Annotated in this window: 21 protein-coding genes, 1 tRNA gene and 1 pseudogene; 8 read left to right on the top strand and 15 right to left on the bottom strand. The window is 65.4% G+C overall.

The features are described from left to right. Positions 1 to 24: 24 nt before the first annotated feature. Together AKN83_RS19580 and AKN83_RS19585 are read right to left on the bottom strand one after the other, a co-directional pair. Positions 25 to 849: a tetratricopeptide repeat protein gene (locus AKN83_RS19580; protein WP_083992140.1), complete on the bottom strand. Its 825-nt coding sequence runs from the start codon at positions 847 to 849 to the stop codon at positions 25 to 27. 139 nt (positions 850 to 988) lie between these two features. After that, complete coding sequence (locus tag AKN83_RS19585) at positions 989 to 1,234, bottom strand: PilZ domain-containing protein (protein ID WP_050405701.1); 246 nt, start codon at positions 1,232 to 1,234, stop codon at positions 989 to 991. Between the two features lie 332 nt (positions 1,235 to 1,566). Between AKN83_RS19585 and AKN83_RS19590 the strand changes: the two genes are divergently transcribed. Then, entirely contained in the window at positions 1,567 to 3,249 is a 1,683-nt protein-coding gene (locus AKN83_RS19590; RefSeq protein WP_050405700.1) for a Na/Pi cotransporter family protein, read from the top strand. Between the two features lie 18 nt (positions 3,250 to 3,267). Here the strand turns inward: AKN83_RS19590 and AKN83_RS40870 are convergent, their stop codons facing one another. The 7 genes from AKN83_RS40870 to AKN83_RS19625 all read right to left on the bottom strand — a co-directional run bounded on the left by AKN83_RS40870 (position 3,268) and on the right by AKN83_RS19625 (position 16,452). Beyond that, complete coding sequence (locus tag AKN83_RS40870; protein WP_157113471.1) at positions 3,268 to 5,196, bottom strand: M23 family metallopeptidase; 1,929 nt, start codon at positions 5,194 to 5,196, stop codon at positions 3,268 to 3,270. A gap of 56 nt (positions 5,197 to 5,252) precedes the next feature. After that, positions 5,253 to 5,600 (bottom strand): lipid-A-disaccharide synthase N-terminal domain-containing protein, encoded by a 348-nt coding sequence (locus AKN83_RS19600; protein ID WP_050405698.1) that lies wholly within the window; start codon positions 5,598 to 5,600, stop codon positions 5,253 to 5,255. After that, on the bottom strand, positions 5,600 to 6,376 hold the full coding sequence (locus tag AKN83_RS19605; protein WP_050405697.1) for a glycosyltransferase family 2 protein: 777 nt from the start codon (positions 6,374 to 6,376) through the stop codon (positions 5,600 to 5,602). The genes AKN83_RS19600 and AKN83_RS19605 overlap by 1 nt, the downstream gene beginning before the upstream one ends. A gap of 70 nt (positions 6,377 to 6,446) precedes the next feature. Then, positions 6,447 to 7,292 carry a phosphatase PAP2 family protein gene (locus AKN83_RS19610; RefSeq protein ID WP_050405696.1) on the bottom strand — a complete coding sequence of 282 codons (846 nt, stop codon included), beginning with the start codon at positions 7,290 to 7,292 and terminating at the stop codon, positions 6,447 to 6,449. A 1-nt stretch (position 7,293) separates the two neighbouring features. Continuing rightward, positions 7,294 to 9,039, bottom strand: a complete 1,746-nt coding sequence (locus tag AKN83_RS19615; RefSeq protein ID WP_050405695.1) for an ArnT family glycosyltransferase — start codon at positions 9,037 to 9,039, stop codon at positions 7,294 to 7,296. 82 nt (positions 9,040 to 9,121) lie between these two features. After that, positions 9,122 to 11,236, bottom strand: coding sequence for a penicillin-binding protein 1C (pbpC, locus tag AKN83_RS19620; protein ID WP_063695433.1), 2,115 nt, complete (start codon positions 11,234 to 11,236; stop codon positions 9,122 to 9,124). Beyond that, the gene (locus AKN83_RS19625; RefSeq protein WP_050402496.1) at positions 11,233 to 16,452 is read right to left on the bottom strand and encodes an alpha-2-macroglobulin family protein; all 5,220 of its coding nucleotides are present in this window, start codon (positions 16,450 to 16,452) and stop codon (positions 11,233 to 11,235) included. Before AKN83_RS19625 ends, pbpC begins: the two co-directional genes overlap by 4 nt. A gap of 290 nt (positions 16,453 to 16,742) precedes the next feature. Between AKN83_RS19625 and AKN83_RS19630 the strand changes: the two genes are divergently transcribed. The 4 genes from AKN83_RS19630 to AKN83_RS19645 all read left to right on the top strand — a co-directional run bounded on the left by AKN83_RS19630 (position 16,743) and on the right by AKN83_RS19645 (position 19,354). Next, positions 16,743 to 16,819, top strand: a tRNA-Arg gene (locus AKN83_RS19630). 559 nt (positions 16,820 to 17,378) lie between these two features. Beyond that, entirely contained in the window at positions 17,379 to 17,834 is a 456-nt protein-coding gene (locus tag AKN83_RS19635; RefSeq protein WP_050402495.1) for a DUF992 domain-containing protein, read from the top strand. Positions 17,835 to 18,230: 396 nt separating this feature from the next. Beyond that, positions 18,231 to 18,647: a hypothetical protein gene (locus AKN83_RS19640; protein WP_347336834.1), complete on the top strand. Its 417-nt coding sequence runs from the start codon at positions 18,231 to 18,233 to the stop codon at positions 18,645 to 18,647. 401 nt (positions 18,648 to 19,048) lie between these two features. Further along, positions 19,049 to 19,354 (top strand): hypothetical protein, encoded by a 306-nt coding sequence (locus tag AKN83_RS19645; protein ID WP_050402494.1) that lies wholly within the window; start codon positions 19,049 to 19,051, stop codon positions 19,352 to 19,354. A 26-nt stretch (positions 19,355 to 19,380) separates the two neighbouring features. Here the strand turns inward: AKN83_RS19645 and AKN83_RS19650 are convergent, their stop codons facing one another. The 3 genes from AKN83_RS19650 to AKN83_RS38405 all read right to left on the bottom strand — a co-directional run bounded on the left by AKN83_RS19650 (position 19,381) and on the right by AKN83_RS38405 (position 21,319). Beyond that, the gene (locus tag AKN83_RS19650) at positions 19,381 to 20,016 is read right to left on the bottom strand and encodes a 2-dehydro-3-deoxy-6-phosphogalactonate aldolase (protein ID WP_050402493.1); all 636 of its coding nucleotides are present in this window, start codon (positions 20,014 to 20,016) and stop codon (positions 19,381 to 19,383) included. A gap of 11 nt (positions 20,017 to 20,027) precedes the next feature. Beyond that, positions 20,028 to 20,942 carry a 2-dehydro-3-deoxygalactonokinase gene (locus AKN83_RS19655; RefSeq protein WP_050402492.1) on the bottom strand — a complete coding sequence of 305 codons (915 nt, stop codon included), beginning with the start codon at positions 20,940 to 20,942 and terminating at the stop codon, positions 20,028 to 20,030. A gap of 161 nt (positions 20,943 to 21,103) precedes the next feature. Continuing rightward, complete coding sequence (locus tag AKN83_RS38405) at positions 21,104 to 21,319, bottom strand: hypothetical protein (RefSeq protein ID WP_050402491.1); 216 nt, start codon at positions 21,317 to 21,319, stop codon at positions 21,104 to 21,106. 206 nt (positions 21,320 to 21,525) lie between these two features. On the opposite strand from AKN83_RS38405, the gene AKN83_RS40600 reads away from it, so the two are divergent. Then, positions 21,526 to 21,702 carry a hypothetical protein gene (locus AKN83_RS40600; protein ID WP_172803581.1) on the top strand — a complete coding sequence of 59 codons (177 nt, stop codon included), beginning with the start codon at positions 21,526 to 21,528 and terminating at the stop codon, positions 21,700 to 21,702. 81 nt (positions 21,703 to 21,783) lie between these two features. Here AKN83_RS40600 and AKN83_RS19665 read toward each other — a convergent pair whose 3' ends face one another. Further along, positions 21,784 to 22,071 (bottom strand): hypothetical protein, encoded by a 288-nt coding sequence (locus AKN83_RS19665; RefSeq protein ID WP_050402490.1) that lies wholly within the window; start codon positions 22,069 to 22,071, stop codon positions 21,784 to 21,786. A gap of 140 nt (positions 22,072 to 22,211) precedes the next feature. Then, a pseudogene (locus AKN83_RS40605) lies at positions 22,212 to 22,453 on the bottom strand (hypothetical protein). A gap of 122 nt (positions 22,454 to 22,575) precedes the next feature. Between AKN83_RS40605 and AKN83_RS19670 the strand changes: the two are divergent. Then, the gene (locus AKN83_RS19670) at positions 22,576 to 22,812 is read left to right on the top strand and encodes a hypothetical protein (protein ID WP_050402489.1); all 237 of its coding nucleotides are present in this window, start codon (positions 22,576 to 22,578) and stop codon (positions 22,810 to 22,812) included. 207 nt (positions 22,813 to 23,019) lie between these two features. After that, complete coding sequence (locus AKN83_RS19675) at positions 23,020 to 23,376, top strand: DUF6481 family protein (RefSeq protein WP_050402488.1); 357 nt, start codon at positions 23,020 to 23,022, stop codon at positions 23,374 to 23,376. 56 nt (positions 23,377 to 23,432) lie between these two features. On the opposite strand, the gene AKN83_RS19680 is transcribed toward AKN83_RS19675, so the two are convergent. Continuing rightward, positions 23,433 to 23,666 carry a pentapeptide MXKDX repeat protein gene (locus tag AKN83_RS19680; RefSeq protein ID WP_050402487.1) on the bottom strand — a complete coding sequence of 78 codons (234 nt, stop codon included), beginning with the start codon at positions 23,664 to 23,666 and terminating at the stop codon, positions 23,433 to 23,435. Positions 23,667 to 23,755 lie beyond the last annotated feature (89 nt).

Genomic DNA, 23,755 nt, shown 5'->3' on the forward strand with positions numbered 1-23,755 from the left:
CCGTGATTTGGGGGCCTGATGGATCTAGTCGCGGCCGCTGGCCGCGACCGGGATCTTGTCGGTATCAGTGCGGCTCGCATCCCTGCGCGCCAACAGCCGCTTCAACGCGGCGACATTGGCTGAGCCCTGATCGGGCGGCAAATCGGCCTTCATGATGGTTTCAGCTTCGGCCTGGCGGCCCTGCAGGCCGACCACGACGGCGAGATTGGTGCGCACCCGCATGTCGCCGGTCGCGCGATCCCGGGCTCGGCGCAGCGTTTCCTCGGCCTTCGGCAGGTCTTTCGACAGCAGATAGGACAGGCCTAGATTCGAGAGCACCGACGCATCATCGGGCACGATCTTCAAGGCGCTCGCGTAATACTGGCGGGCCTCGTCGTGGCGCTCGAGCTGATCGAGCACGGCGCCCTGCGCCGACAGGATGCGCCAGTCCGGGTCCTCCGGGGTGTGCGCGCGCCCGAGCACGTCGAATGCCTGCTGGAAATTGCCGTTGTCGGCGAGCGCCCGTCCGTAGCCGGCGAGCAGCGCCTTGTTGCTGGGTTGCGCCAGCACCGCCTGCTCCATGACGGCAACCGCCTGCGCCCGCTGGCCGGTGGCGCGCAGCGCCCGCGCGTATTTCAGCGCGGCGTCGGTGTCTTTCGGATTGGCGCGAACGCGCTCGTGGTAGGTCGCAATATCACGCCGCGGATCGGCCGGCGCCGGCGTAGACTCCGCCGTATCGCCCAATGACCCAGTGATATCTGATGGCCCCGACGTCTGACAGGCGGACAGCCCGATCAGCAGGAGCGCGGCAGATACCGAGCTGGCGAGACGGTGCATGCGGCCTGAAGGTCGGGGTAATTTGTCGGACATCAACGAGACTCGGAACAGCGAAGGTTCCGGGATGCTCACAGCTTAACCCTAAGTTCCGGTTAAGGATGCCATCATCTCGCCGTCATCCGGCCCAGAAGCGGTGCCGGATGCGGCGCGAACCGCCAACCTGGCGGCTGGATCAGTCGACGAACTGGGCGCCGAATTCGTGCCCGATCCGCCAGGCCAGGCGGCACTGGCGCGGACTGCCGCTCGACAGGATGATGGTGAATTCCGGCGGAATCTCCAGATATTCAGCGATCACCTTGACGCCGCCGGCCGAGATATCGGTGATCATGCAGTCGCGCGGCAACGACCCTGCGCCCAATTGAATTTTGGCGACGCTCCGGCACTCACGGCGTTCGCTCTTGCGGCGATTGACAAACATCCTGATCCCCAAGCCCTTTTCTGGATAGCTTCTCGGCTGGACAGCTCTCTCGTTCCTACCGTCATAACGAGGAAAGATTGGAAACTGCCTAGCGGAACCAATCGCAATTGATCGGTCATGTTCGAGATTCATTTACCGGGCGCGCCTCGTCGTCGTCGAACCATGAAGCCGGGCCCAGGTTGCCACTGACCCCGGTGCCTCAATCGGGGACCTCCTTCGTTACCGGCCTCTCCACCAGCCAGTTCCAAACGTGAACAAAAAGGGGTTGATCCCAGGTCATTTGGCGATAGCGTGACCCCTTCGACTCGAATTTGCCGGGATATCAGAGAAGTATGGGAAGTCTTGTTCTGCTTGATCTGATGGGGGGCGTCGCACTCCTGCTATGGGGCCTACACATGGTCCACAGCGGGATTCTGCGGGCCTTCGGGCCCGATTTGCGCCTGTTGCTGGCGAGGGCGCTGAACAACCGCTTCACCGCCCTTGGCGCCGGCCTCGGCCTGACTGCCCTGCTGCAGAGCTCGACCGCGACCGCCCTGATCACCAGTTCCTTCGCCGCCGAGGAGATCGTCAGCCTGGTGCCGGCGCTTGCGATCATGCTCGGCGCCAATATCGGCACCACACTGATCGTGCAGGTGCTGTCGTTCAACGTCGCAGCCGTGGCGCCGGTGCTGTTCATCACAGGCCTCGTCGCATTCCGCAGCGGGCCGCGCTCTCGGATCAAGGATCTCGGCCGCGTCTCGATCGGCCTCGGCCTGATGCTGCTCGCGCTGCATATCCTGCTCGACACCATGGTGCCGGCCGAGAATGCCCCAGGCGTGCGGGTATTCCTGAACGCGATCACCGGCGATCCCGTGCTCTGCATCGTGATCGGCGCAGTCGTGACCTGGCTGGTCCATTCCAGCGTCGCCAGCGTGCTGCTGGTGATGTCGCTCGCCTATTCGCAGTTCGTCTCGCCCTATGCCGCGTTCGCGCTCGTACTCGGCGCCAATCTCGGCAGCGCCATCAATCCGCTGATGGAGGGTGCGCGACGCGACAATCCGGCGAGCTACCGCCTGCCGGTCGGCAACCTCGTCAACCGTGTCGTCGGCATCCTGCTGGTGGTGCCGTTCCTGCGCCCGATCACCGAGCAGATTTACGCCTGGCAGCCCGACCTCGCCAAGGCGACCGCGCTGTTCCACATCACCTTCAACGTTGCGACCGCGCTGCTGTTCATCGGCGCGCTCGACCACATGGCGCGTCTGCTCGAGCGCCTGTTGCCCAAGCGTGCGCAGGAGACCGATCCGTCGCGGCCACGCTATCTCGACGAGAGCGCGCTGGAGACGCCTTCGCTCGCGCTCGCCGATGCCGCGCGCGAGGTGCTGCACATGGGCGACCACGCCGAGGCCATGTTGCGCAAGGTGATGGCAGCGATGCTGACCAACGATCGCGCGCTGGTCGACCAGGTGTCGAAGATGGACAACACCGTCGACCGGCTGAACGAGGCGATCAAGCTTTACGTCACGAAGCTCACCCGGGGCAGCCTGGACGAGCGCGAGGGGCAGCGCGCCATGGAGATCGTCGCGTTCGCGATCAATCTCGAGCATATCGGCGACATCGTCGACAAGAATCTGAGCGAGCTCGCGACCAAGAAGATCAAGCACCGCGTGCAATTCTCGGCCGAAGGCGGCGAAGAGCTGTCGGCATTCCACAAGCGAACGATCGACTCGCTGCGGATCGCGTTCGGCGTGTTCATGTCGGGCGACGCCGCCGAGGCGCGTAAATTGCTGACCGAGAAGGCGGCGCTGCGCGCGGCCGAACTTGCCGCCGTCGAGCGCCATCTGGAGCGCTTGCGCGAAGGCCGGCCGGAGACCATCGAGACCACCTCGCTGCATCTCGACGTGCTGCGCGACCTTCGCCGCATCCATTCGCACATCTGCTCGGTCGCTTATCCCGTGCTCGACGCCGCGGGCGAGACTGTCGCCGATCGTGAGAATGCGGTCGACGCAGCGGAACTTCCGGCGCCCGGGCGGCCGTGATCAAACTTGCGTTCGAGACTACGTCGGCGGCCGGTGGTCGGAGCCAGGCTGCGGATGCGGAAGGGCCGAGACAGCGGCAAGCTGGTTGATGCTGTCGCGCTGGCGGTCGAAAGCCCCGAGCAGATCGCCTTGCAGCAGCCGGCCGCCTGACAATTTCATCCGCAGCGGATCGACGTTGCGGCCGTTGATCCGCACCTCGTAATAGAGATGCGGTCCGGTCGAGAGCCCCGTCGATCCGACATAGGCAATCGTCTCGCCCTGACGAACCCGGTCTCCGATCTTGAGCCCCGGTGGGATGTTCGCGATGTGGGCATAGGTGGTCTCGTAGCCGCGATCGTGACGCACGCGGATATATCTCCCGTAGCCGCGTTCGTAGCCTTCGGTCTCGACGACGCCGGCGCCCGCGGCCGCGATCGGCGAGCCATATGGCGCCGCATAATCCACGCCCTCATGGAAGCGGCGGTCGCCGAGAATCGGATGGATGCGCCAGCCAAACCCGTCGCCGAGGCGCCCGCTGACGACCGGCTTGCGCAGCAGGAATTTGGTGACGGATTGGCCGTCCTCGTCATAGAAATCCGAACTGCCGTCGTCCGGCGCCGTGAAGCGATAGTAGCGGCGCGCCTGCCCGCCGGCCGTCAAGTCGATGAAGACCAGCTCCGGCTGGCCAATGTCGTTGGGAGCATAGATGAGGTTGGCGACGTCGGCCTCGCCGAGCGGCTCGTCGAGATCGAAATCGCGGCCGCAAAGCCGCATCAGCTCAGCAACGATACCCTCGTCGACGTGGTTGGAGCGTGCAAGCGCGCTAAGGCCATCACGCAGCGTCTCGCCTGGAGCGGCTTGGGTGTTGATCGACTGACGCAACAACCCGTTCGAGGAGGCGACATCCGGCTGTTCCGGCACGATCGCCTGGTACTGGCCGCCATCAGTGCGACCGACGGCGGACACGCTGGAATCCGCTCTTTCGATTGACACTCTGGCGACCCGGCCGCGCGGCGACCCGGCCTCTTCGCCCTGTTCGATGATCGTGATCTTCTCGCCGCCGGACAGCGTTTCCTGACCGCGAGGCGACGGGAAAGCGGCAAGGATCGCCGGTGCATCTTCCGCAGCCGCGGTGAGTGCCCGCAGAATGGCCAACAGCGTGTCACCGGCTCTGGCGATGATGACGTGCCGATGGCGATGCGACGTCGAAGGAGACTTCGGAAGGCGGGTAACGTTGACCGCCTCACCGATCGGAGAAGGCTGGTGCGGCACGTCCTCATCCGCAGCATAGGCGCTGGTGCCGCCGGGCAGCTCGGGGCGCAATGGACCCGCCCGTATGATGGCTGGCAACTCCAGCGGCGAACTCGCGCGCTGATCGTCCTTACCGTCTCCCTGAGCTTCGGCACGACGGTCCTGTTGCGGCCCGGGATCGATCTCCGCAAGCCGCGCAGACACGCGGGTGAATCGACGGACCGAGCCGGCATCGCTGAGCTGCTCGATCTTGACAGCGGTTGCATTGCCTTGCGCGCCAAGCCTCCGATCCAAGCGGTCGCCGCGCCGCGCTTCGTCGACCACCTGCCCCGTGAAACGTGGCAGTGAGACGACCGGCGAGACAGCGATTGGGCGTGATCGCCAAATGCCCCGCGAAGTGCGCCAGCAAGCAAGGCGATGGCGGCGGCCCCGATCAGAATCGTCCCCGCCATCCAGCGGATACTGATTGCGCGCCGGTCCGGCAGTTCGTGCTTGCCGGTCAGCGGCGGCTGGTCGAACAGCGGGACGTCGCGGACGCTCGATCGATAACCACCCTTCGTCGCTTCGCCACCGCCGTTCATCGACGCCCCTCATCCCCTTGTGGCACGGACTCGGAATGCCGCCACGCCCACGGCGGACCGTAGATGCCATATGCCTTGGGGCGATTGTTTGACCTTGGCCCGGATTCGGTCGCGATTGATGCTGGGCCGAGCCCAATGCTGGAATCGGTCTAGATCGCGCGGAGGCCGATCATACCGCTCGCCGCACGACGATCACGACGCTCGGTTGTCGATCGTCTTCGACGCCCGTCCGCGGTTCTTCATGATCAGCATGATGTTGCGGATGTAGATCAGCGTCGCGAGCCCCTGCCCGATAATGATGACCGGCTCGCGCTTGGCGAGCCCGTAGATCAGCGTCATCAAGCCGCCGCCCATCGAGAAGAACCAGAACGCCATCGGCACCACGCTCTGGCCGGCGCGCTCGCTGGAAATCCACTGCACAAGAAAGCGCGCGGTGAAGAGCAATTGCGCGATGAGGCCGAACGCCAGCCAGAAGTCGAACTTGGCGACGAACACTTCGTAGAAATAGGCGCTGAGTGCCTGGCCGAACTGAATCAGCATCACTTCACCTCGGTCACGACCGGCACTTCGGTGCCTGTCACTTCAGTGACGACCGGAGTCGGCTTTTTGCGGCGGATCAGCCACCACACGCCGGCGAGATCCATGATCCCGATCCAGAGCCGGTCGAAGAAACCATAGTTCGACACGCCGGAATGGCGCGGGCGGTCGACGACATCAACATAGGCGATTGCGAGCCCCTCGCGGCGGACCAGCGCCGGAAGGAAACGATGCAGCCCGTCGAAATAAGGCATCGCCAGAAACACCTCGCGCGGAAACGCTTTCAGGCCGCACCCGGTGTCGCGGGTGCCGTCGCGCAGGATGATGCCGCGCACGGCGTTGGCGATCCGCGATTGCAGCCTCTTGAAGCCGGTGTCCTTGCGTCCGACGCGCTGGCCCGCAGCGAGGCCTACCCGGCCATGGCCGCTCTCGATCGCCGCGATCAGGTTCGGCAGGAAGGCCGGATCGTTCTGGCCGTCACCATCGAGCGTAGCCACGATCGCCCCGCGCGCGGCGCGCACGCCGCTGCGCACGGCGGCCGACTGGCCCGATGAGACCGCGTGGCGGAGCTGCCGGAGATTGGGCCGCTGCGCCATGATCGCGCTCAGCCGTTCGCCGGTTGCGTCCGTCGAGCCGTCATTGACATAGACGATCTCGTAGGCCCAGCGTCCGTCGAGGGCGGCTGCGATCTCGGCGATCAGCGGCGCGATATTGTCCGCCTCGTTGCGCACGGGCACGACGATGGAAACGGCGACCGGCGTCTGGTCGGAAACAGGCAATTCGGCACTCGTGGTTGATGTGGGGTTCGGCGGCTGGAACCCGCCCGATCCGGCCGCCGGGCGATCGCTTTTATGGGGCGAAAGCGCTCCCCGCAACCCTTTTGAGGCGGCCTTCCGACGGTCCTGACAGCGCCAACACGGTGCCATCGCGATCAATGGCGAAACCAAGGCGGCGGGCCGCGAACCAGTAACGCACGGCCATTGCGCCGATCACGCCGACCAGCGCGCCAGCCACCACGTCGCTCGGATGATGAGCCAGCAGCACGAGCCGCGTCGCGATGATGATCAGCGCATAGACCAGCATCGCGCCCCGTGCGCGTGGCCAGACCGCCGACACTGCGAAGGCCAGCGCGAATGCCGTGATCGAGTGTCCTGACGGAAAGCTCGAATAGGCCTCCGTGCCGGCGAAATGCTGGAAGTTGAACGCATTGGCCTTGCCGCCGACAAAAGGCCGCCCGCGGCCGACGATCCACTTGATCAGTTCACCGACCGCCACCGACAGCGCGACCGACAGGAACAGGTATTGCAGCCGCGTCCCAAAGCCGAGCAAAATCGCACGCGGTACACCACGCAGCGCGGGCGCCGCCAATGCGACCGCAACGAGCAGCAGGCCAAGCGCGCTCAGCACATACTCGTCCTTGCCGAAATCGGTGAGTATCTTCACCCACCAGAGACCCGGCGTGCCGCGTGGCGGCATCAGGCTGATCTCGGCGACATCGACCGCATACATCAGGGTGATGATTACGGCGCCAACGGCGACGACGAGCAGGAGTGCGTGGCGCGCGGAGCGTCGCGCTGCCTCGGCCCGGCGCGAATGCGATGGGGCACGCACGAGCTGGGCAAAGGACAGCCAGACCAGCGTCAGCAATCGTCCGAAATAGTTGGCGGATTCCGCGGTGGCTGGCGGCGCCGGCATGTCACTCCGTCCCTTCGGAACGGAAGATCGCGATCGAAACCGCCTTGCCCTGCGAGATGTTGTAGCCCTCGATCCGCACCGGCGCGTTGTAGCGCAGGCCGATCGCCTCGGCGCGCTGCACGAAGGCGCGCTCGGAGCGCTGTTCGACCAGCGCGAAGCGGCAGGAGCCCTGCCCCAGGAAATCCGCAGCCCCGGATCCGTCGGTAAGCAGCGTCGACGTATCGGTCATGAACACGAGGCTCGGTTCATGGAAGCCGGCCGCCGCCGCCTTCGGGCCGACGCAGGTCACGTTGCGCAAGGCGCGCGCGACCTCCTGGCTCGGAAACACGGTGGTGAGCCGCGGCAGCACCACGCCGTAGGTGGCGCCTGCCATCAACGCCGCGGCGATCACCGCATTGAGCAGCGAGCGCTCGGCGCGGCTATCCTCGAACATCCACCACGCGATCAGGCCGAACACCATCGCCACGGCGAACAAGGGCCAGGCCGGAAACACCGGTTGATGGATCGCCTTGATGGCGCCGACGATCACGAGCACGGCGCCGAACGCGGGGATAGCGAACCACCATGCGGCGCCGCGCAACAGCCAGGGGGAGCGCGACAGCACACGCCGCTCCAGCGCGCCGACGGTCAGGATCGCGACCGCCGGATAGAGCGGCAGCACGTAATGCGGCAGCTTGGTCAGCACCGCCTCGAACACGATCCAGGACGGGATCAGCCAGGCCAGCAGGAACTGCGCGCCGGGCTCGCGCCGCGCGCGCCAGACTGCCGGCGCCGCAAGGCCTGCGAGCGGTGCGCCGGGCCAGAAGGTGATCCAGAACAACAGCAGATAGAGCCCGGGCGGCGCGCCGTGCGACTCCTGTGCGCCGAGTTTGCTCAGCATGTCGCCGCCGACCGAGTCGGCAAAGAAGGTTTCGCCGGCGCGCAGGAAGATCAGCACGAACCACGGCAGCACCAGCACCAAGGTCCACATCAGGCCCCAGACCGGACGCATGCGCCAGAACCAGGCCGCCGAGCGATCGAGGATCGCAAGCCCGGCCATCGCAAGGCCGACGAACATCAGAATCAGCGGGCCCTTGATCAGGATGCCGACCGCGAGCGCCGTCCAGAAGATCGCAGGCGGGGCCCATGATGGATGCGCCGGATCCTCGCCACGTTGCCAGGACAGATACACCCGCGCCATCGCGCCCATCGCCGCGGTGACCGTCAGCAGCAGCATGGCGTCGGTCTTGGCGAGCCGTGCTTCGACGCCAAGCAGCACACAGCTTGCCATCATCAAGGCAGCCAGCACCGCCCCCTGTCGCGTCACGAAGGCAAGCGCCGTCCAATAGGTCAGCAAAACGGCGCCGATGGCGCCGATCAGGGACGGCAGGCGGTAGACCCAGATGCGGACCTGGGCGCGCGGCACCCCGAGCGCGGAGATCGTCTTCAGCGCCGCCGCCTGCATCCAGTAGATTCCGACCGGCTTCTTGTAGCGAACGTCGTCCTGGAAGCGGATGTCGACGAAGTCGCCGCTCTCGACCATCTGCTTGGTCGCCTGGGCAAAGCGAACCTCGTCGCGGTCGATCGGCGGGATGGTAAAGAAGCCCGGCAGGAGCAGCACCAGGCAGGTCAGCGTCAGGAACAGGATCGAACGCCATTGGCTGGCCGTCGCGAACTCGAACGCCATGAACAGCCTGCGGCTTGAATGCGCAGGTTTTACAGACTGTTGCCCTGCTCCGAAGCGCCGGGGTTGGAGGCTATCCACCATGGGTTTCGCATACGATGAAACCGTAGCGCAAACAACCGTGCTGTTCCGCTTTCCAACCCTGCTGTTCCGCTTTCCCGCGCGATCATTGCACGCGGATCACAACGGTATCCGCTGCCCCCGTGGCGTCGATCACGGTGAGCCGCGCGAAACCCGGCCCAGGTGGGTCGATCAGGCGCTGCCGACGGCCGTCGATGTCCCCGGCTGAGACACCGTTCACGAGTACCGTCAACGGCAGCACCCCGCCGGCGACCTTGACCGGCATTGCCGCAAGACGGCCGCCCTCGGACTGATCGACATCGATGCGTGAGCCGTTCAACGGAAACTGGATGTGCGGCGCTTGGTCGTTGCCGCTGCGGACCAGTTCGCCGAGCGGCCGGAACCGACGCAACGGCGGCGGCAGTTTCGCATTGGTGGCGACCAGCACGCCGCGCGGCGGCCTCGGCAACGCCGCCGGGATTTTTCCGGTGCGCGCAAAGGCATCGAACAGGATCGGCGCCGCCGCCGTGCGCCCAACCAGGCCCGGCACCGGTGCGCCATCGGGGCGGCCGACCCAAACGCCGATGGTGATGCGGCCGTCGAAGCCGACCGACCAGGCATCGCGATAGCCATAGCTGGTGCCGGTCTTGAACGCGATCCGGTTGTGCACGCCGTTCTCCGGCGGCGGAGTGCCGAGCAAGACATTGCCGACCTGCCAGGCGGCAGCCTGATCCATCAGCCGCATCGTGTCGCGGCTGTCATTGTCCTGCATGATCTCGCGCAGCGGCTTGGTCGCGCCGAGGCGCGCCAAACCGGAATAGAGCTGGGCAAGATCCTGCAGCGTGACGCCGACGCCGCCGAGGCCCATTGCGAGTCCCGGCGCCTCGTCCTTCGGCAGCACCAGGCTGGTGCCGGCCTGCTTCAGCCGCGACGACAGCCGGCTCGCGCCGACCCGGTCCAGCAGCGCGATCGCCGGCACGTTCAGCGACAATTGCAGCGCCTTGCGGATCGGCACCGTGCCCTGGAACGTCATGTCGAAGTTTTCCGGCGCATAGGAGCCGAACCGGATCGGCCGATCCTCGATCAAACTGTCGGGATGAACAAAGCCGTCTTCGAAGGCGAGGCCGTAGATGAACGGCTTCAAGGTCGAGCCCGGCGAGCGCACCGCGCGCGTCATGTCGACCTGCCCGGCCCGCCGATCGTCGAAATAATCCGCCGAGCCGACGCGTGCGAGCACGTCGCTCGTCTCGTTGTCGACCACCACGATCGCGACCGAGACGTCGGGCCCCTGCGCGATGGCGCGGTCGCGCGCCAGCGCCTCCAGGTTCTGTTGCAGCGAGGCATCGAGCGTCAGCTTGATGACAGGCGCGTCCTTCATCGTCGCGATTGCCTGATCGGACGAATGCGGCGCCAGGATCGGGATCTGCTTTCGCAGCTTCGGCACCGCCGCAGCCCTCGCCTGCGCGGCATCGTCCTTCGACACCACGCCCTCCTCGACCATGCGGTCGAGCACGCGGTCGCGCGCGGCATGGGCGGCTTCCGGATAACGATCGAGCCGCCGGCGTTCCGGCGATTGCGGCAGCGCCACCAGCAGTGCGGCTTCCGCGAGCGAGAGCCGCTTCGGCTCCTTGCCGAAATAGGCGATCGAGGCGGCGCGCACGCCTTCGAGGTTGCCGCCGAACGGGGCCAGTGCGAGATAGAGATCGAGGATCTGGTCCTTGGAGAACTGCCGCTCCAGTTCAACAGCGCGCACCATCTGCCGTAGCTTTGCATACACCGAGCGCTGGTGCCGCGGCTCGATCAGCCGCGCCAACTGCATCGTGATCGTAGAGCCGCCGGAGACGATGTGCCCGCTTGTGAGCAGTTGGAAGCCGGCGCGCGACAGCGCCAGCGGATCGATGCCGTGGTGCTCGTAGAAGCGCTTGTCCTCATAGGCGAACAGCAGCTTCAGGTAGCCAGGGTCGACCGATGTCTTGGCGTCAACCGGCAGTCGCCAGCGCCCATCCGCCATCGCATAGGCACGCAACAGCTTTCCGTTGCGGTCGATGACCGTGGTCGAGACCTGCTGCGCGCTATCGAGCGGCAGCGGCCCGAGGGACACGACCCATCCAGCGAACGCGGCGGCTGCGACCAGCGTCGCGGCCGTGCAGATTGTCAAGACCGTCCTGATCCGCCGCCAGCGCGATGGTCGTCCCGGTGCTGTCCTCAACGTTGCACTCATTTCGCCGGCTTCACCTCGACAGCACCGGTACCGCTGCGGCCGTAGCGCGAGGGGTTGTACATGTCCTCGACATAGGCCTGCGGCAGCACGTATTTGCCCGGCGACACCGCGCGCACGACATAGGCGACGGTGAACACCGACTTGTCATTGGCGCCCCGGTCGATCGCCGCGGTGAAGCGGTCATCGCGGAACTCGGCGTTTTTCGGCTCGACACCATCCTCGATCCACTCGAGCGTGCCGGAATCGCCTGACGACACCAGGTGGGGGTTGTCGATCTCGAGCCCGGCCGGCAGATAGTCGGCCACCATGATGTGACCGAACTCCGGTTTGGCTTCCGTCACCTTCAGGACAACCGCGAAGCGGTCGTTCTGTTTCGCCTTGGTGACATCGGCCGGCTTGCCATCGAGCGTGAAGTAGCTGCGCTCGATCTTGAAGCTGTTGGAGGCAGCGGGTTCCGGCGTCGCCGGCGAGCCCGACACCGAGATCACCGCCTGCACCGGCGCATCGCCGGTATTGGTGATCTTCAGCGGCTGCCCCGTCATCTCGTCGGCCTTGTAGCTGCGATAGACCGCGGTCTTGACCGACTGGCCGTTGATGTCGAGCGCCATCGTCTCGCTGGCGAGCGCGCGCGCCGCCAGCACCATCCACGCATTCTCCTGCGTCGAGGTGTAGGGCGACAGCCCGCGCGCCGCTTCGACCCGCAGCACGGCCTGCGTCAGCGTCGTGCGCGGCGCATTGCCCTCGCCTGCGAGCGAGACCAGCGCCGCCGCATCACGCAGCGCCGAGCCGTAATCGACCCGGCCGAACTCGAGCACCGGTTTCGGGTTCAGCGCGTCGAGCGCGGCACCATAGACCCGCTCCGCCCTCGCTCTGTCGCCGACCAGCGCCAGCGCCGCGGCGAGCTGCGCCTTGGAGATCGGCGTCGCCAGATTGTTCAGCTTGGTATCGGCGAGATAGCGCAGATCGCCGATCGGCGCGGCGCCGTTGCGTGCGAGCACGTAGAGGCCGTAGGCCAGATCGCGGCCGCCGTCCTTCTCCGGCTCGTTGGCATTGACCACCGAGTTCCTGACGCGATCGAGCGCGCTCTTGAACAGCACGTCCGGCACCGCGAAGCCCTTTTCACGGGCCCGGGTCAGGAAGTCAGTGACGTAGGCATCGAGCCAGGCGTCGTCGCCGCCCGCCGACCACAGGCCGAACGAACCATTGGAGCCTTGCCGCGCGAGGAGCCGTTCAATCGCGTCGCGGATGCGCTGGTCGACCGCAGTGTCCATCGCGAGATGGGCGCCGGCGGCGAGATCGTTGACATAGAGCAGCGGCAGCGCGCGGCTCGTGATCTGCTCGGAGCAGCCGTAGGGATAGCGGTCGAGTGCCTTCAGGATGCTGGCGGCATCGAGCGCGGTCGACAGGCTCGCCGAGATCGAGACGCTGCCGGTGCCCGGCACCAGATCGGAGAACATGTCCGAGGTCAGCGTCAGGCTCTCGCCCTTCGCCAGGGTGCGGATCGAGCGGCGCGCCAGCACTTGGGTCGCCGGCTTGACGTCGAGCGTGTAATGCCGCGCCAGCGTCATGCCGTTCGGCCCCGAAATGTCGACGTCGAATTCGGCGCGACCCGCGCCGCCGGCCTCGAGGCCAAGCGACAGCGACGTGCGCTGCTTGGCGGCAAGCTTTGTGGTCGTGGTCGGATTGCCCGAAGCCTTGATCGGGCCGCTCGCCTTCACGCTGACGACGTAATCGCCGGCGGCGCCTTCGACATTGTCGATCTCCATGCTGATGGTGCCCTTGTCACCGGTCAGCAGGAAACGCGGCAATGTTGCCGTTAACACCACGGGATCGCGCACGATCACGTCAACATTGGCGCGGCCGAGCTTGGTGGCGCTCCACGCCACCGCCATCACCCGCGCTGTGCCGGCGAATTCGGGGATGTCGAAACTCACCTCGGCGGTGCCGTCAGGGCCGACCGTGACGATACCGGAATACAGGGCCAGCGGCTTCTGCGTGGGCGGCGAGCCCTGCAGCTCGGCGCCGGCGGCGTCACCGCCGCTGCGGATCTGGCCGCGCGTGCCCTGCATGCCGTCGATCAGCTGGCCGTAGAGGTCGCGGATCTCGGCGGTCAGACGGCGCTGGCCGAGATAATAGTCATCCGGCGCCGGCGGCTTATAGTTGGTCAAATTGAGGATGCCGACATCGACCGCGGCCAGCACCACCTTGGCGTCCTCGCCGGGGTTGAGCCCGCCGAGCTTGACCGGGATCTTCAGCGCCGCGCCGGGCCGCACCAAGGCGGGCGGCGACAGCTCGACGGCCAGCGTGCGCGTCTTCTTGTCGATGCCGAACCATTTCAGCCCGATCGCGCGGCCCGGCATGCGCCCGGCGGCGGCATCGAGCGGACGGCGCAGCGTGGTCATCACGTAGGCTCCGGTGCCCCAGTCCTTGCCCACCGGGAGCTTGACCTGCTGGGTGCCCTCCTTGACGTCGACGCTTTGGGTCGTCAGCAGGCGGTCGCCGAGCACATAGACGGTCAGCTTGCCCGCGGTGCGCGCATTGACCGACACCGTCATGGTATCGCCGGATTGGTATTCCGGCTTGTCGATCGAGGTTTCGAGCAGATCGGGCGTGTCGGCGCTGCCGTCGGAATACCAGCCGACATCGAACTGCACCGAGGTCACCGGACCGTCGGCATCGGTCGATTTCACATCGAGCCGGTAGCGGCCGGGCTGCGGCTGGAAGGTCAGTCGCATCGCCTTGTCGGCCGCGAGATTGACGTCGCCGTCGGCGACGCGGCGGGTCGACTTGACCGGCTCATACTGCCAGGACGAATTTTGGCGATACCATTGATAACGCGACTCCAGTTTCAACAGCTCGTAGCGCAGCCCGTTGCGCGACAGCTGCTTGCCGTCGCGGGCGACGAACACGACGTCGAACTCGGCCTTGTCGCCCTCGGCTACGCTCTTGTCGCCGAACAGCGGCTTGACGCCGATCAGCGAGGCGCCAGGGGCCACCGGCAGCACGATCTTGCGCTCGACCGAACGGCCGCCGGTCTCCGCCATGCGGATGAAGATCTGGGCTTCCTGCGGCCGGGTCGAGGCCGGGACCTTGTCGAGCTTCACCGGGAAGGTCGCCGCGCCATTGGCGTCGGCCTCCGGCAGGTCCTCGATCGCTGTCCGCTCGTTGCTCGCGGTCTGCTCGTCGTCGACGCCGAACTGGTAGCCGGCGTAGCCGGGCCGGCCGCCCGCCGCGGGCGCGACCAGCATGTCGCCCTCCAGCTGCAGGCCCGAGGCTGGTGCGCCATAAAGGAAATGGCCGGAAACCTGAAGTTCCACTGGAACTTCAGCTTTGATCACCTTCTCGTTGCTAGTCAGGTCGAATTCAATCCGCTCGGGGATGTAATCCTCGACCATGAAGGTGGTCTCGCCAACCGACGAGCCCTTGGGGTCGGTGAAGACACGCGCGCGCCAGGTGCCGGTCGGCACCGCGGAGTTCAGCGCCACCGCAAGCATCCGGCCGCCGGCGCCCTGGTCGGGCAGCACGGCGCGGCGGAATTCGACGCCGTCGGGCCGCTCGATCACCATGGTGAGCGGCGTCCCGGTCAGGGCGTTGCCCTGTCCGTCGCGCAGCAGCGCGGTCAAATAGACGGTCTCGTTGGAGCGGTAGACGCCGCGCTCGGCATACACAAAAGCGTCCGCGCCGGCCGGGATCGCGCGCCCCGCGACGCCGCGGTCGGTGAGGTCGAAGGCGTTGGTCTTCAGGCTCAGGAAGGCATAGTCCGCCTTCTCGCCCGTCACCGTCAGCAGTGCCGGCGACAGTCCGCCCTCGCCGCGCGCCAGCCCCTGCTCGAACAGCACATGGCCGGCGGCATCGGTCTTGCGGGTGGCCAGGATCTCGTTGTTGCGGGCGACCAGCTTCACTTCGGCATTGGCGACCGCTTCGGTCGAGGCGAGCGAATTGACGAAGACGTGGATACCGTCATTGCCCGAGAATGCCGAGAGGCCCATGTCGGAGACGATGAACCATTGCGTCGCCAGCGTGCCGTCGTCATCGCTGCCCGGCCCCTTGGCCGCGGCTGTCATCACATAGACACCCGGCTGCAGGTCGCCGAGCGCCTGGTCGACCGGAAATGCGGTGACGACGTCCTGGTTCAGCGTGGTGGCGGTGGCGAGCTCGCCGGACCACACCTTGACGCCGCGCTGATCGCCGAGATCGGAGAGCTGATATCGGCTCAGCGTACTCTGAAAGTCGCTGTCGATCACGGTGTTGATCAGGTTGCGGTCGCCGATCCGGAATACGTTGACCGTGACCGCCGGCGTGTTGACGCTGACCACCGGGATACCGCGCTGGCCGGTCCGCGGCAGCACATAAGCGCGCCCGGTGAACCGCACGAACGGCTTGCGGTCGCGGACATAGATGTTGAACTCGGCGGACTTCGGCAGGGTCTCCTTGACGGTCGACGGCAGGCCGGCGCGCAGATTGATGTTGTAGCGCTCGCCGTGCTTCAGCCCGTCGACGCAGAGCTGCTGGCCTTCCGCCGACAAGGCCGGCTTGTCGGTGCCGGCCAGTGCGAGATACGGCGCAAAGTCGACCCGCTTGGCGAGCTCCTCGGAGAACTGGAAGCAAGCCCGCGGCGAGGCCGCGTCGGAATCGACGGTATAATCGAGCAGCCGGAAGCCGTGCTCGTCGCGCATCTTCTCATACTGGCCCCGCACATCGGCGACCTCGCGCTGGTCGAGCGACAGCCGCAGCGCGTCGAGCGCCGGACGCCACAGCTTGCGCTCCGCGAGTGCCTTGCCGAGCACGGCCAACGAGTCGGCCTCCTCGCCCGCATTGCCCGCGCGCTGATAGGCGATGTAGGCGGCGGTGGAGGCGCGTTCCATCAGGAAGGTCTGTTCGCTGGAGCTGGCGGAGCGGATCTGGAACACGGTTTTGGCAAGCCGCAGCCAGTTGGCGCCGTCCTCGGGCGCGGTTGCCGCGATCTGGCCGAGGATCGTGAGCCCGCCGCGGAAATCATTGCGCCTGAAGGCGGCCTCCGCGTCGGTGCGCAAGGTCGCAGCCGACTTGTTGACGGCGCCCGCCTCGCTCTTGATCTGGGTCTCCAGCTTGATCGCGGAATCGGCGAGATCGTCGCGCCTGAAGGCCTTGTCCGCGGCTTGGGCGCTCATTTGGGCGCTCACCAGGCCGAGCGCCAGCGTGGCGCAAAATGCGGCCGCACGAACCAATCCGATCATGATGGAGCTCCTGAACGCCCCGCGGTCGATCGCCGCGTTGGAATTAAAAAATGCGCGAAAGGTGACGGAGTGAAGGCGCCGACATGAACGGACGAAAACGTCGCAGATGGCATTGCCGACATTCCTTCGACCGGCCCCGGCGGCGGCACCATCTGCCGGCTCGGTGGGCTGGTCTGGCCAACGCAGGGCGGGACCCCTGCTCGCCTTTGTCGTCCGACCACAAAAATCGGTTCGGACGGACTTGGCGGAAAGGCGGATTTTTCATATTGCGGATGCTACAAGGCGGCCACGGTCCCGTAGCTCAACTGGATAGAGTAGCGGATTTCTACTCCGCGGGTTGCAGGTTCGAATCCTGCCGGGATCGCCACGCCACTCCCCTTCGATGAAGCCATTTTCCGCAAGCCGCGAAGCCGGCCGGAAACAAAGCCGGGTTAGTGTCCCCTCATTGCACCAAAAGGGGATTCGGTCATGTGGGATTTCATCAACGAATTGTATCGGGATTTCTGCCTGGCTCGCCTGCAGGAGATGCGGAAGCTGGAGCATCATCTCTGACCGGGCGCGGAGCATGGACAACGACAGGCCCTTGGCCGGAGCCGTCCTGACAGCGGCGGTGATCGCCGCAGTGGTCTGGGTGACGATCGGACCTCCGCCGGGGGCGCAAGAAGGTCAGCAGCCAACACCAGACCGTCGCGAGACGCTGACACCCGTATGAATACGGGTTACTCGAACCTTGGCGCCGGTCCCGCAGACAGAACATGACTGGGATTGCGGGCCCAGATTGAAACAGGTCGCCGCCGGGACAATCCATTTCGAGCCCGGTGGCATAATTTCGTTGGCCACCCCAATTCTAAGAATCCCTTAACCACCAGCGAAGGCCGTACGCGAAAGCGTGGACCGATTGCACTTGCTTCGCGTTGTACTGCGCCATGCGTACAGCGGGTCATTGGTTCATCGTTGCGGTGTGTGGCGCGGCCGTTCTCGCCACGCCCATCGCAACCGCCGAGGCACAACTGGTGCAGGCCGGAACGCTCGCGTGTCGTGGCGGCCCCGATACCGGATTCATCCTGGGCCCGGTGACCAATCTCGATTGCGTGCTGCATGCCGACGGCGCACCGGACAGTCGCTACGTCGCAGCGATTCCCAACCTCGGCATTTTCATCGGCGAGGAGGAGGTCGCGCTGACCTGGAAGGTGATGGCGCCGGTGCCGTGGCTCGGGCTCGACCAGCTCGCCGGCAGTTACACCCACGAAAGCGGCACGGCCGACAATGTCCTCGCCGGCGGCATGAATACCCCGATCACGCTGCATCCGCTGAACGAGGATGCTTTCCCGATTCCGCGGGTCAAGATCGAGAGCCTGGAAATTCGGTCGATGGATCGCTGATCGACACCGCACGCCGGCTGCCAAAACGCACAACGCCGCCCGCTTGAAATATACGCGGACGGCGCTGCTTCTAGCCCCAGGAAGGTGATGCAAAATCCTGACGCTCCAAGTCTGCACGTTGTGTGCCAACGATCATGGCCCATATGGGCTATTTGCCTGCAGAGAAACGAAGGTAGGCTAAGCACCGAGGCACTGGTGACGGTGCCTCACGACCAAAGTGTCAACTTGGCCTCAGCGTGGCCCACGCGCTGAGGTCATTCTTTTAGATGTTCACGGTCTGCTCTGAAATCGCGTCTTGTTCTTTATCACTCAGCGCACGCAACGCTTCCGTAGTTCTCCGTGCGTGAACAAAGTTCCGACGGGGATTGAGATGCCGAACGGATTCTGTTCGTCACGTTGCAGGTTCCGATTCTCGCAGCGATCGTCGGTGGCGAGCTTCGTGATTTCTTAATCTGGAACTGGTTCCTCAAAGCGATCGCCAGCGCTTTCATTGTTCGTCGGTATTGTGGGATCGCTATGGAAGATTCCGTCCAGATCCGTTGCACACGCTGCAAGAACGTCTTTCGTGATCGCGCCAAGCGGCTGCAGAACGGTTACTCGCGCCAGTGCCCGAGCTGCGAGATCGTCCTCTTCTTCGACGAGGACTCGCATGACTCAAACATCAAGCGCGCGATGCGAACCGCGCGGCGCGTAAGGAACGAACTGCGTGACAGCGAAGGCGTGATCACGAGAAGGGCCGCGGGCGCTCCCCGGCAGTACGGCGGCCGCTCGGCTTCGAACGCGCGGGGCAATGAAGAAGCGGACGACGATTGAGTTTGGCGTCGCCGGCCGCTCGACTAACCGCCCAGGCCGACATAGGACGAGGCACGGTCGAGCCACTGGCGCGTCGACTCGTCACTCCAGCCAGGAACGGCGAAGCGCGGCGCCGGCGTTGCAGCCGCGGGCGAGCGAACAGTTGCGGGTCGGGTTGTGTGGAAATGACGCCGCGTTGCGGCGCTCGCAGATACGCACAGGGTGAGCAACAGGCCAAGTGCCAAGACACAACGCATCGCATTTGCTCCTGACCATTATCGCGACCGCGCCGAGAGAACGATCACCTCGCCTGTTTGTTCGGCGACGCCGTGCAACGGACCACATGGTGTGCGGCCGGGTCAAGAATTTCGTCAGGAATGACCATGTATGGAAGACACGTCCGACGCCCGGAGAGAGACGACATGCGGAATCTGAATACTGTGCTGAGCAAGCTGAACGACCGCCTGCTGCGGCTGGAAGGTGAGATGTTCGTGCTGCGATCGATCGCGCGCGCCGCCCTGACCTCCGGCGACGAGTCCGCGGTCCGCACCCGCAAACTGCTCGAAGGCGCCAAGCTCGCGCTGGCGGACGAAGCCGAACGGCCACTGGACGCCGCGACCGGGAAATACGTTGCGGCCGCGATCGCCATGGTCGAAGAGCTGCTCGAGAATCCTCGGGAGGCGGCGCCGCTGTTCAGGGTGATCGACGGCGGCAAGCGCGACGATTAGACCGCGGTCAAGAATTCCGACCGGGCCTAGCTCGCGCTTTGCACGGCCCTGTCATACGCCTCGATTGTCACCTTTGCCCGGATGGCGACATCCGCGGCCGTCATGCCCGGCTTGTAGAGGCTGCTGCCGAGACCGAAGGCGCGAATGCCCACCTTCACATACTCCGCGAAGTTCTGGTCCGAGACGCCGCCGACGGCCGCGAGCGTCACATCCGGCGGCAGCACGGCGCGGATCGCCGAGATGCCGGAAGCGCCGAGCACGCTTGCCGGAAAGAATTTCAGGCTCGAGGCGCCCGCGCGTGCGGCGAGCAGCGCTTCCGTCGGCGAGAACACGCCGGGCATCGTGATCATCGCGTGGTGCCGGGCGCGGGCCAGCACGTCGACATCGACGTTCGGCGACACCACCAGGCGCCCGCCGACATCATGGAGACGGTCGACATCTCCCGGGGTCAGCACCGTACCGGCGCCGATCAGGACGTCAGCAGGCGCCCGCTTCGCCGCGATCTCGATCGAACGGAACGGCTCGGGCGAGTTCAGCGGAATCTCGATCGCGGTCATATCAGCCTCGAGCAGCGCGCTCACGATGCCCAGGGCCTCATCCGGTTTGACGCCGCGCAGGATCGCGACCAGCGGACGCTTCATCGGAGGAAACGGAATGCTCATGCGTTGATCCCTCAATTGTTCCAGATCGCCGCCGCGGCGCCGGCGAGGCCGCGGCGAACCGCCTCCTCCGCATCCATTAGGTTGAGCGGAATCGAAAGGCCTTCGAGCGCGATCTGATAGAGCCGTTGCAGGCGCCCCGATGCAATCAGCGTCACCGGTGTTGCGCGCTCCCGCTCCGCAAGGCCGGCCGCCAACTCGCCACCGATCAACGTGCCCGAGATCGTCTCACGCGCCGCCTGCGTGCTGCCGCCGAACAGCAACTGCCGGGATCGCACCCGAAACAGCAAATTGGCCGACAGCGCCGGCGCCGCGAACGCCGCGACGACGGCCGAGCGGAACGCATCGGCGTCAACGGCCTCGTCCGCTCCGGCGATGGCGTGCGACAGAATGGTGTCGCGCGCAACCACGCTGAACAACTCGCCTGTCATGAAGGTCGCAAAGCGCTCGACCGTTCCACCGCGCAGGCGCACCCATTTGGAATGGGTTCCCGGCATGCAAACGAGGGCCTCACCCGGCGCATTCAGGCCGAGCGCGCCTAGCAACTGGGTTTCCTCGCCACGCATCACATCGGGGGCCGCAGCATCGCGCTGCGCAATCCCGGGCAGGATGCGGATATCGCGCGGCTGTCCGCCGACCACGACCGCGCTTTTTAGGATATCGGCGAGATGCGCCGGCGTGTCGACATAGCCGGCCTCGACCCAGCCCTGCCGCGCGCCGGCCATGCCGCAGATCACGACCGGCAGATCGGCCGCAGCGCCCAGCGCGTCGAGATGCGATTGCAGCACGGACGCAAAGCCGGCCCTGGCAGCCGCGGTCATGCCCTCGTCACTGCGGCGTTCGCCGAACACCTCTCCGCCGGCGCCCATCAGCCAGAGCCGGAAGCTGCTGGTGCCCCAATCGACCGCGACATAGGAAGGCCCGCTCATCGCGCTCTGTTCCACGCACCTGGTTTCCGGCTCGGCGATAGCGCCGCTGACCAGACGCGATAACGGCGTTCATCACGCGGCGCAAGACGCCCCAATATCGCGAGGCTACGCGAACGCATGCGACCGCCAGGCCCTATTCGCGTCGGTGGGGCGCGGATCGATTACCGCGCGCCCTTCAACGTACAGGAGGTCGTGCAGGTCGTGACGTTGCCGTGGTCACATTTGATGCAGGCGTTGACGCACTGATCCATGACCTTGGGATTGTACTGACTGTAAAGATTGGCCGCGCAGCTGTTGGTCGATCCCGTGACCTCCGGGTCGGACCAGCAACCTGACAGTAAAAATGCTGCGGCACTCAAAATGGCGACCTTGCGCATAAGGCCTCCTGCCACGCTCTATCCAACTAACATTGCAGGTAACCTTGATAGGTTAGGTTAAATTTCGGTTTCAATTGCGACCCTCTCCGGAAGCAGTATTGCTTATCCACCGGACATTTCCCCAAGGTCCGGGCCCACACCGGCAAGGCCGTCAGGCGACCCCGCCTGGCGGCTTTGTTGCCCAGCAGCGCAAGGATATCAACAAGATGGCCCGAAAGCCGCGGTGGTCGTTCAAGGAGGACCGACGACTGATGGAATTGGCACGGTCCTCCAAGTCACTGGAGGAGGTTGTGAAGGCGACCGGTCGTTCGCCGGAGCGAATCAAGAAGATGGCGATGCGCCTTGGCCTCTCCATCAAGCCCCGTGGCGTCACCAAGAAATAGTTTGAAATAAAGCCGCCGGCCGGAGTGCTCTCGCGCGAAGCGAGCCGGCGACGTGAAGACGATACCCCAGAAACAAGAAACTTAGGGTTCCGGCGGACAATCGTCCTTGGCACGCACCGAGATCGCCTTGACCTCGCCCCCGCTCTTGACCTCGCGCTCGGCCTTGGCCTCCTGTTCATCGTCGCCCGCCCGCGTGCAGGTGGTCAACACGAAAGCCACCCGGCTGCATTGCCACGCCGGCCCGAGCGCCGCGCTCGACACCGGCTCTGGCGAGGCCAGCGTCAGGGATAGATACGCTACCAAAACGCCACCTGCCGCGCCTGCGGCAGCCAGCGCTGCGCCCGTTCCGGACCACAGCTTGGACATCATGGCCTTGGTTCCCGCCGATCTCTGGGAGTTGAGGCAGCCCGCCTGTCCGCGTGTGACCGGAATCACAACCGGGACCAAACAGTTCAGCCCGAGTCTTTCGGATCGATGTGGGAACGATATTGCACTGCCGCAAGGCAGGGTCAGCGCGCCGGCTCGATCACATTACAGTTGGTCCGGCCCGACATCAGACAGTCCTGCATCTTGCTCGCCGCCGTCAGGTCATGCGCAAGCCAAAGGCCGACGGCGAGCATGACCACTGCGACCAGCAGTCCGATCAGCGCTCCGCGGCGATTGCCTCCGTCTTCGGATTCGCTCATGGCCGCTTCGGTTCCCTTTTGCCATCGCCCGCATCATGACCGTTTGCACGGTTGCGTGCGATCAATTCTGCAACAGTCGCACAACGAAATGCGCGCCGGCAGCCATCCGCCCTGCAAATCCGTTGCAGGCTCCCGCGACTCGCGAAAAACTGCTCGCTGAAGTGGAGCGCGTGTGCGGGGCGTGCCAGTGAGCGAACACGAAGCGAGCTACGATTACCAGCGTTACAGGCAGCTACTCTCGGAGGCTGTCGACGAGACCAGCCGGCTGCAGCTGATCAGCCTGCTGATTGCCGAAAAGGCGCGCGACAGGCTGGAGGCCCAGCGCGCCTCGGACCGGAGTGCAATGACCGCCGAGACGGTCGCCAAGGTGCTCGGCACAAAGGTCTTGGGCAACGGCCGGCACGAGCAATTCCAGCGCGGCTAGGCCTTGTCCACAGGCCCGGTGACCAACCACTCACCACGCCGGCGGCCAGGCGGGCACGATCACCGCCGTCCGCCATTTGCTGTGCGCTCATATCTCCCTTGCTCCACAACACTCCGTTCGCCACTGGCAATTTCCGCGCCGTTCACTTATTGAAGCGCCGAACCGAACCCCATCCATCACCGAACAGAAAGCAGCAAGGCTTCCTCTATGAGTGGCTTCAAGGAACCGGGTTTTGCCGACCGCCAAAAGGCGGCCCTGCAGGCGCGGCAAAACCTCCTCAACAAGTTTCGCGCTCAGCCGGGAGCTGACGATCCCGCTGTGAAGGCCCGTGCCGAAGAGCGCGCGGCGATCGCCGAGCGCCGTGCCAAGGCCAAGGAAGCCCGTGAGACGGAGAAGGCCGAGCAGAAGCGCCGCGAGGAAGAGGCCGCCGCAGCCGAGGCCGCCCGGATCGCACGGGAGAAGGAAGAGGAAGCCGCAAGACTGATTGCGCTGGAGGCCGAGCAGAAGGCCAAGCGCGACGCGCGCTACGCGGCGCGCAAGGAGCGCGGCAAGAAGAAGCGCTAAGGCGCAATCAGGCCCGCCGCGACGGCGGGCCTGTGAAGGATGAGCGGTGGCGGCGGTCAGTTCTTCTTCATGCCGTCGTCTTTCTTCATCATCGCGCCGCCGTCCTTCTTCATGGCGTCGTCCTTCTTCATCATGCCATCGTCCTTCTTCATGGCATCCTTCGACATCGTGTCTTGCTTCTTCATCGCGTCGTCCTTGCCCATCTTGTCCTGAGCGAAGGCGGCGGGCGCCAGCGCGAGGCTGAACGAGAGCAGCGCGGCGGAAACGCCGAGGCGGGTCTTGATGGTCATGATGATGATCCCTTGTGGTCAAATGTGAGCGCGACGACTTGCCGCTCTCTCCTCGACGCACTTGCGCCGCCGGTTGTTACCTTCAATAA

The organism is Bradyrhizobium embrapense (assembly GCF_001189235.2).
In the GTDB taxonomy this organism is placed as follows: Bacteria; Pseudomonadota; Alphaproteobacteria; order Rhizobiales; family Xanthobacteraceae; genus Bradyrhizobium; species Bradyrhizobium embrapense.

Excerpts from the sequence above, each read along its gene's own strand:
- AKN83_RS19600 (WP_050405698.1), bottom strand. The coding sequence starts at position 5,600 with ATGCTGATTCAGTTCGGCCAGGCACTCAGCGCCTATTTCTACGAAGTG.
- AKN83_RS38405 (WP_050402491.1), bottom strand. The coding sequence starts at position 21,319 with ATGCGCAAGGTCGCCATTTTGAGTGCCGCAGCATTTTTACTGTCAGGT.
- AKN83_RS19590 (WP_050405700.1), top strand. The coding sequence starts at position 1,567 with ATGGGAAGTCTTGTTCTGCTTGATCTGATGGGGGGCGTCGCACTCCTG.
- AKN83_RS19675 (WP_050402488.1), top strand. The coding sequence starts at position 23,020 with ATGAGTGGCTTCAAGGAACCGGGTTTTGCCGACCGCCAAAAGGCGGCC.
- AKN83_RS19645 (WP_050402494.1), top strand. The coding sequence starts at position 19,049 with ATGCGGAATCTGAATACTGTGCTGAGCAAGCTGAACGACCGCCTGCTG.
- AKN83_RS19635 (WP_050402495.1), top strand. The coding sequence starts at position 17,379 with ATGCGTACAGCGGGTCATTGGTTCATCGTTGCGGTGTGTGGCGCGGCC.
- AKN83_RS40600 (WP_172803581.1), top strand. The coding sequence starts at position 21,526 with ATGGCCCGAAAGCCGCGGTGGTCGTTCAAGGAGGACCGACGACTGATG.
- AKN83_RS19615 (WP_050405695.1), bottom strand. The coding sequence starts at position 9,039 with ATGGTGGATAGCCTCCAACCCCGGCGCTTCGGAGCAGGGCAACAGTCT.
- AKN83_RS19625 (WP_050402496.1), bottom strand. The coding sequence starts at position 16,452 with ATGATCGGATTGGTTCGTGCGGCCGCATTTTGCGCCACGCTGGCGCTC.
- AKN83_RS19680 (WP_050402487.1), bottom strand. The coding sequence starts at position 23,666 with ATGACCATCAAGACCCGCCTCGGCGTTTCCGCCGCGCTGCTCTCGTTC.
- AKN83_RS19650 (WP_050402493.1), bottom strand. The coding sequence starts at position 20,016 with ATGAGCATTCCGTTTCCTCCGATGAAGCGTCCGCTGGTCGCGATCCTG.
- AKN83_RS19585 (WP_050405701.1), bottom strand. The coding sequence starts at position 1,234 with ATGTTTGTCAATCGCCGCAAGAGCGAACGCCGTGAGTGCCGGAGCGTC.
- AKN83_RS19610 (WP_050405696.1), bottom strand. The coding sequence starts at position 7,292 with ATGCCGGCGCCGCCAGCCACCGCGGAATCCGCCAACTATTTCGGACGA.
- AKN83_RS19665 (WP_050402490.1), bottom strand. The coding sequence starts at position 22,071 with ATGATGTCCAAGCTGTGGTCCGGAACGGGCGCAGCGCTGGCTGCCGCA.
- AKN83_RS19580 (WP_083992140.1), bottom strand. The coding sequence starts at position 849 with ATGTCCGACAAATTACCCCGACCTTCAGGCCGCATGCACCGTCTCGCC.
- AKN83_RS19655 (WP_050402492.1), bottom strand. The coding sequence starts at position 20,942 with ATGAGCGGGCCTTCCTATGTCGCGGTCGATTGGGGCACCAGCAGCTTC.
- pbpC (WP_063695433.1), bottom strand. The coding sequence starts at position 11,236 with ATGAGTGCAACGTTGAGGACAGCACCGGGACGACCATCGCGCTGGCGG.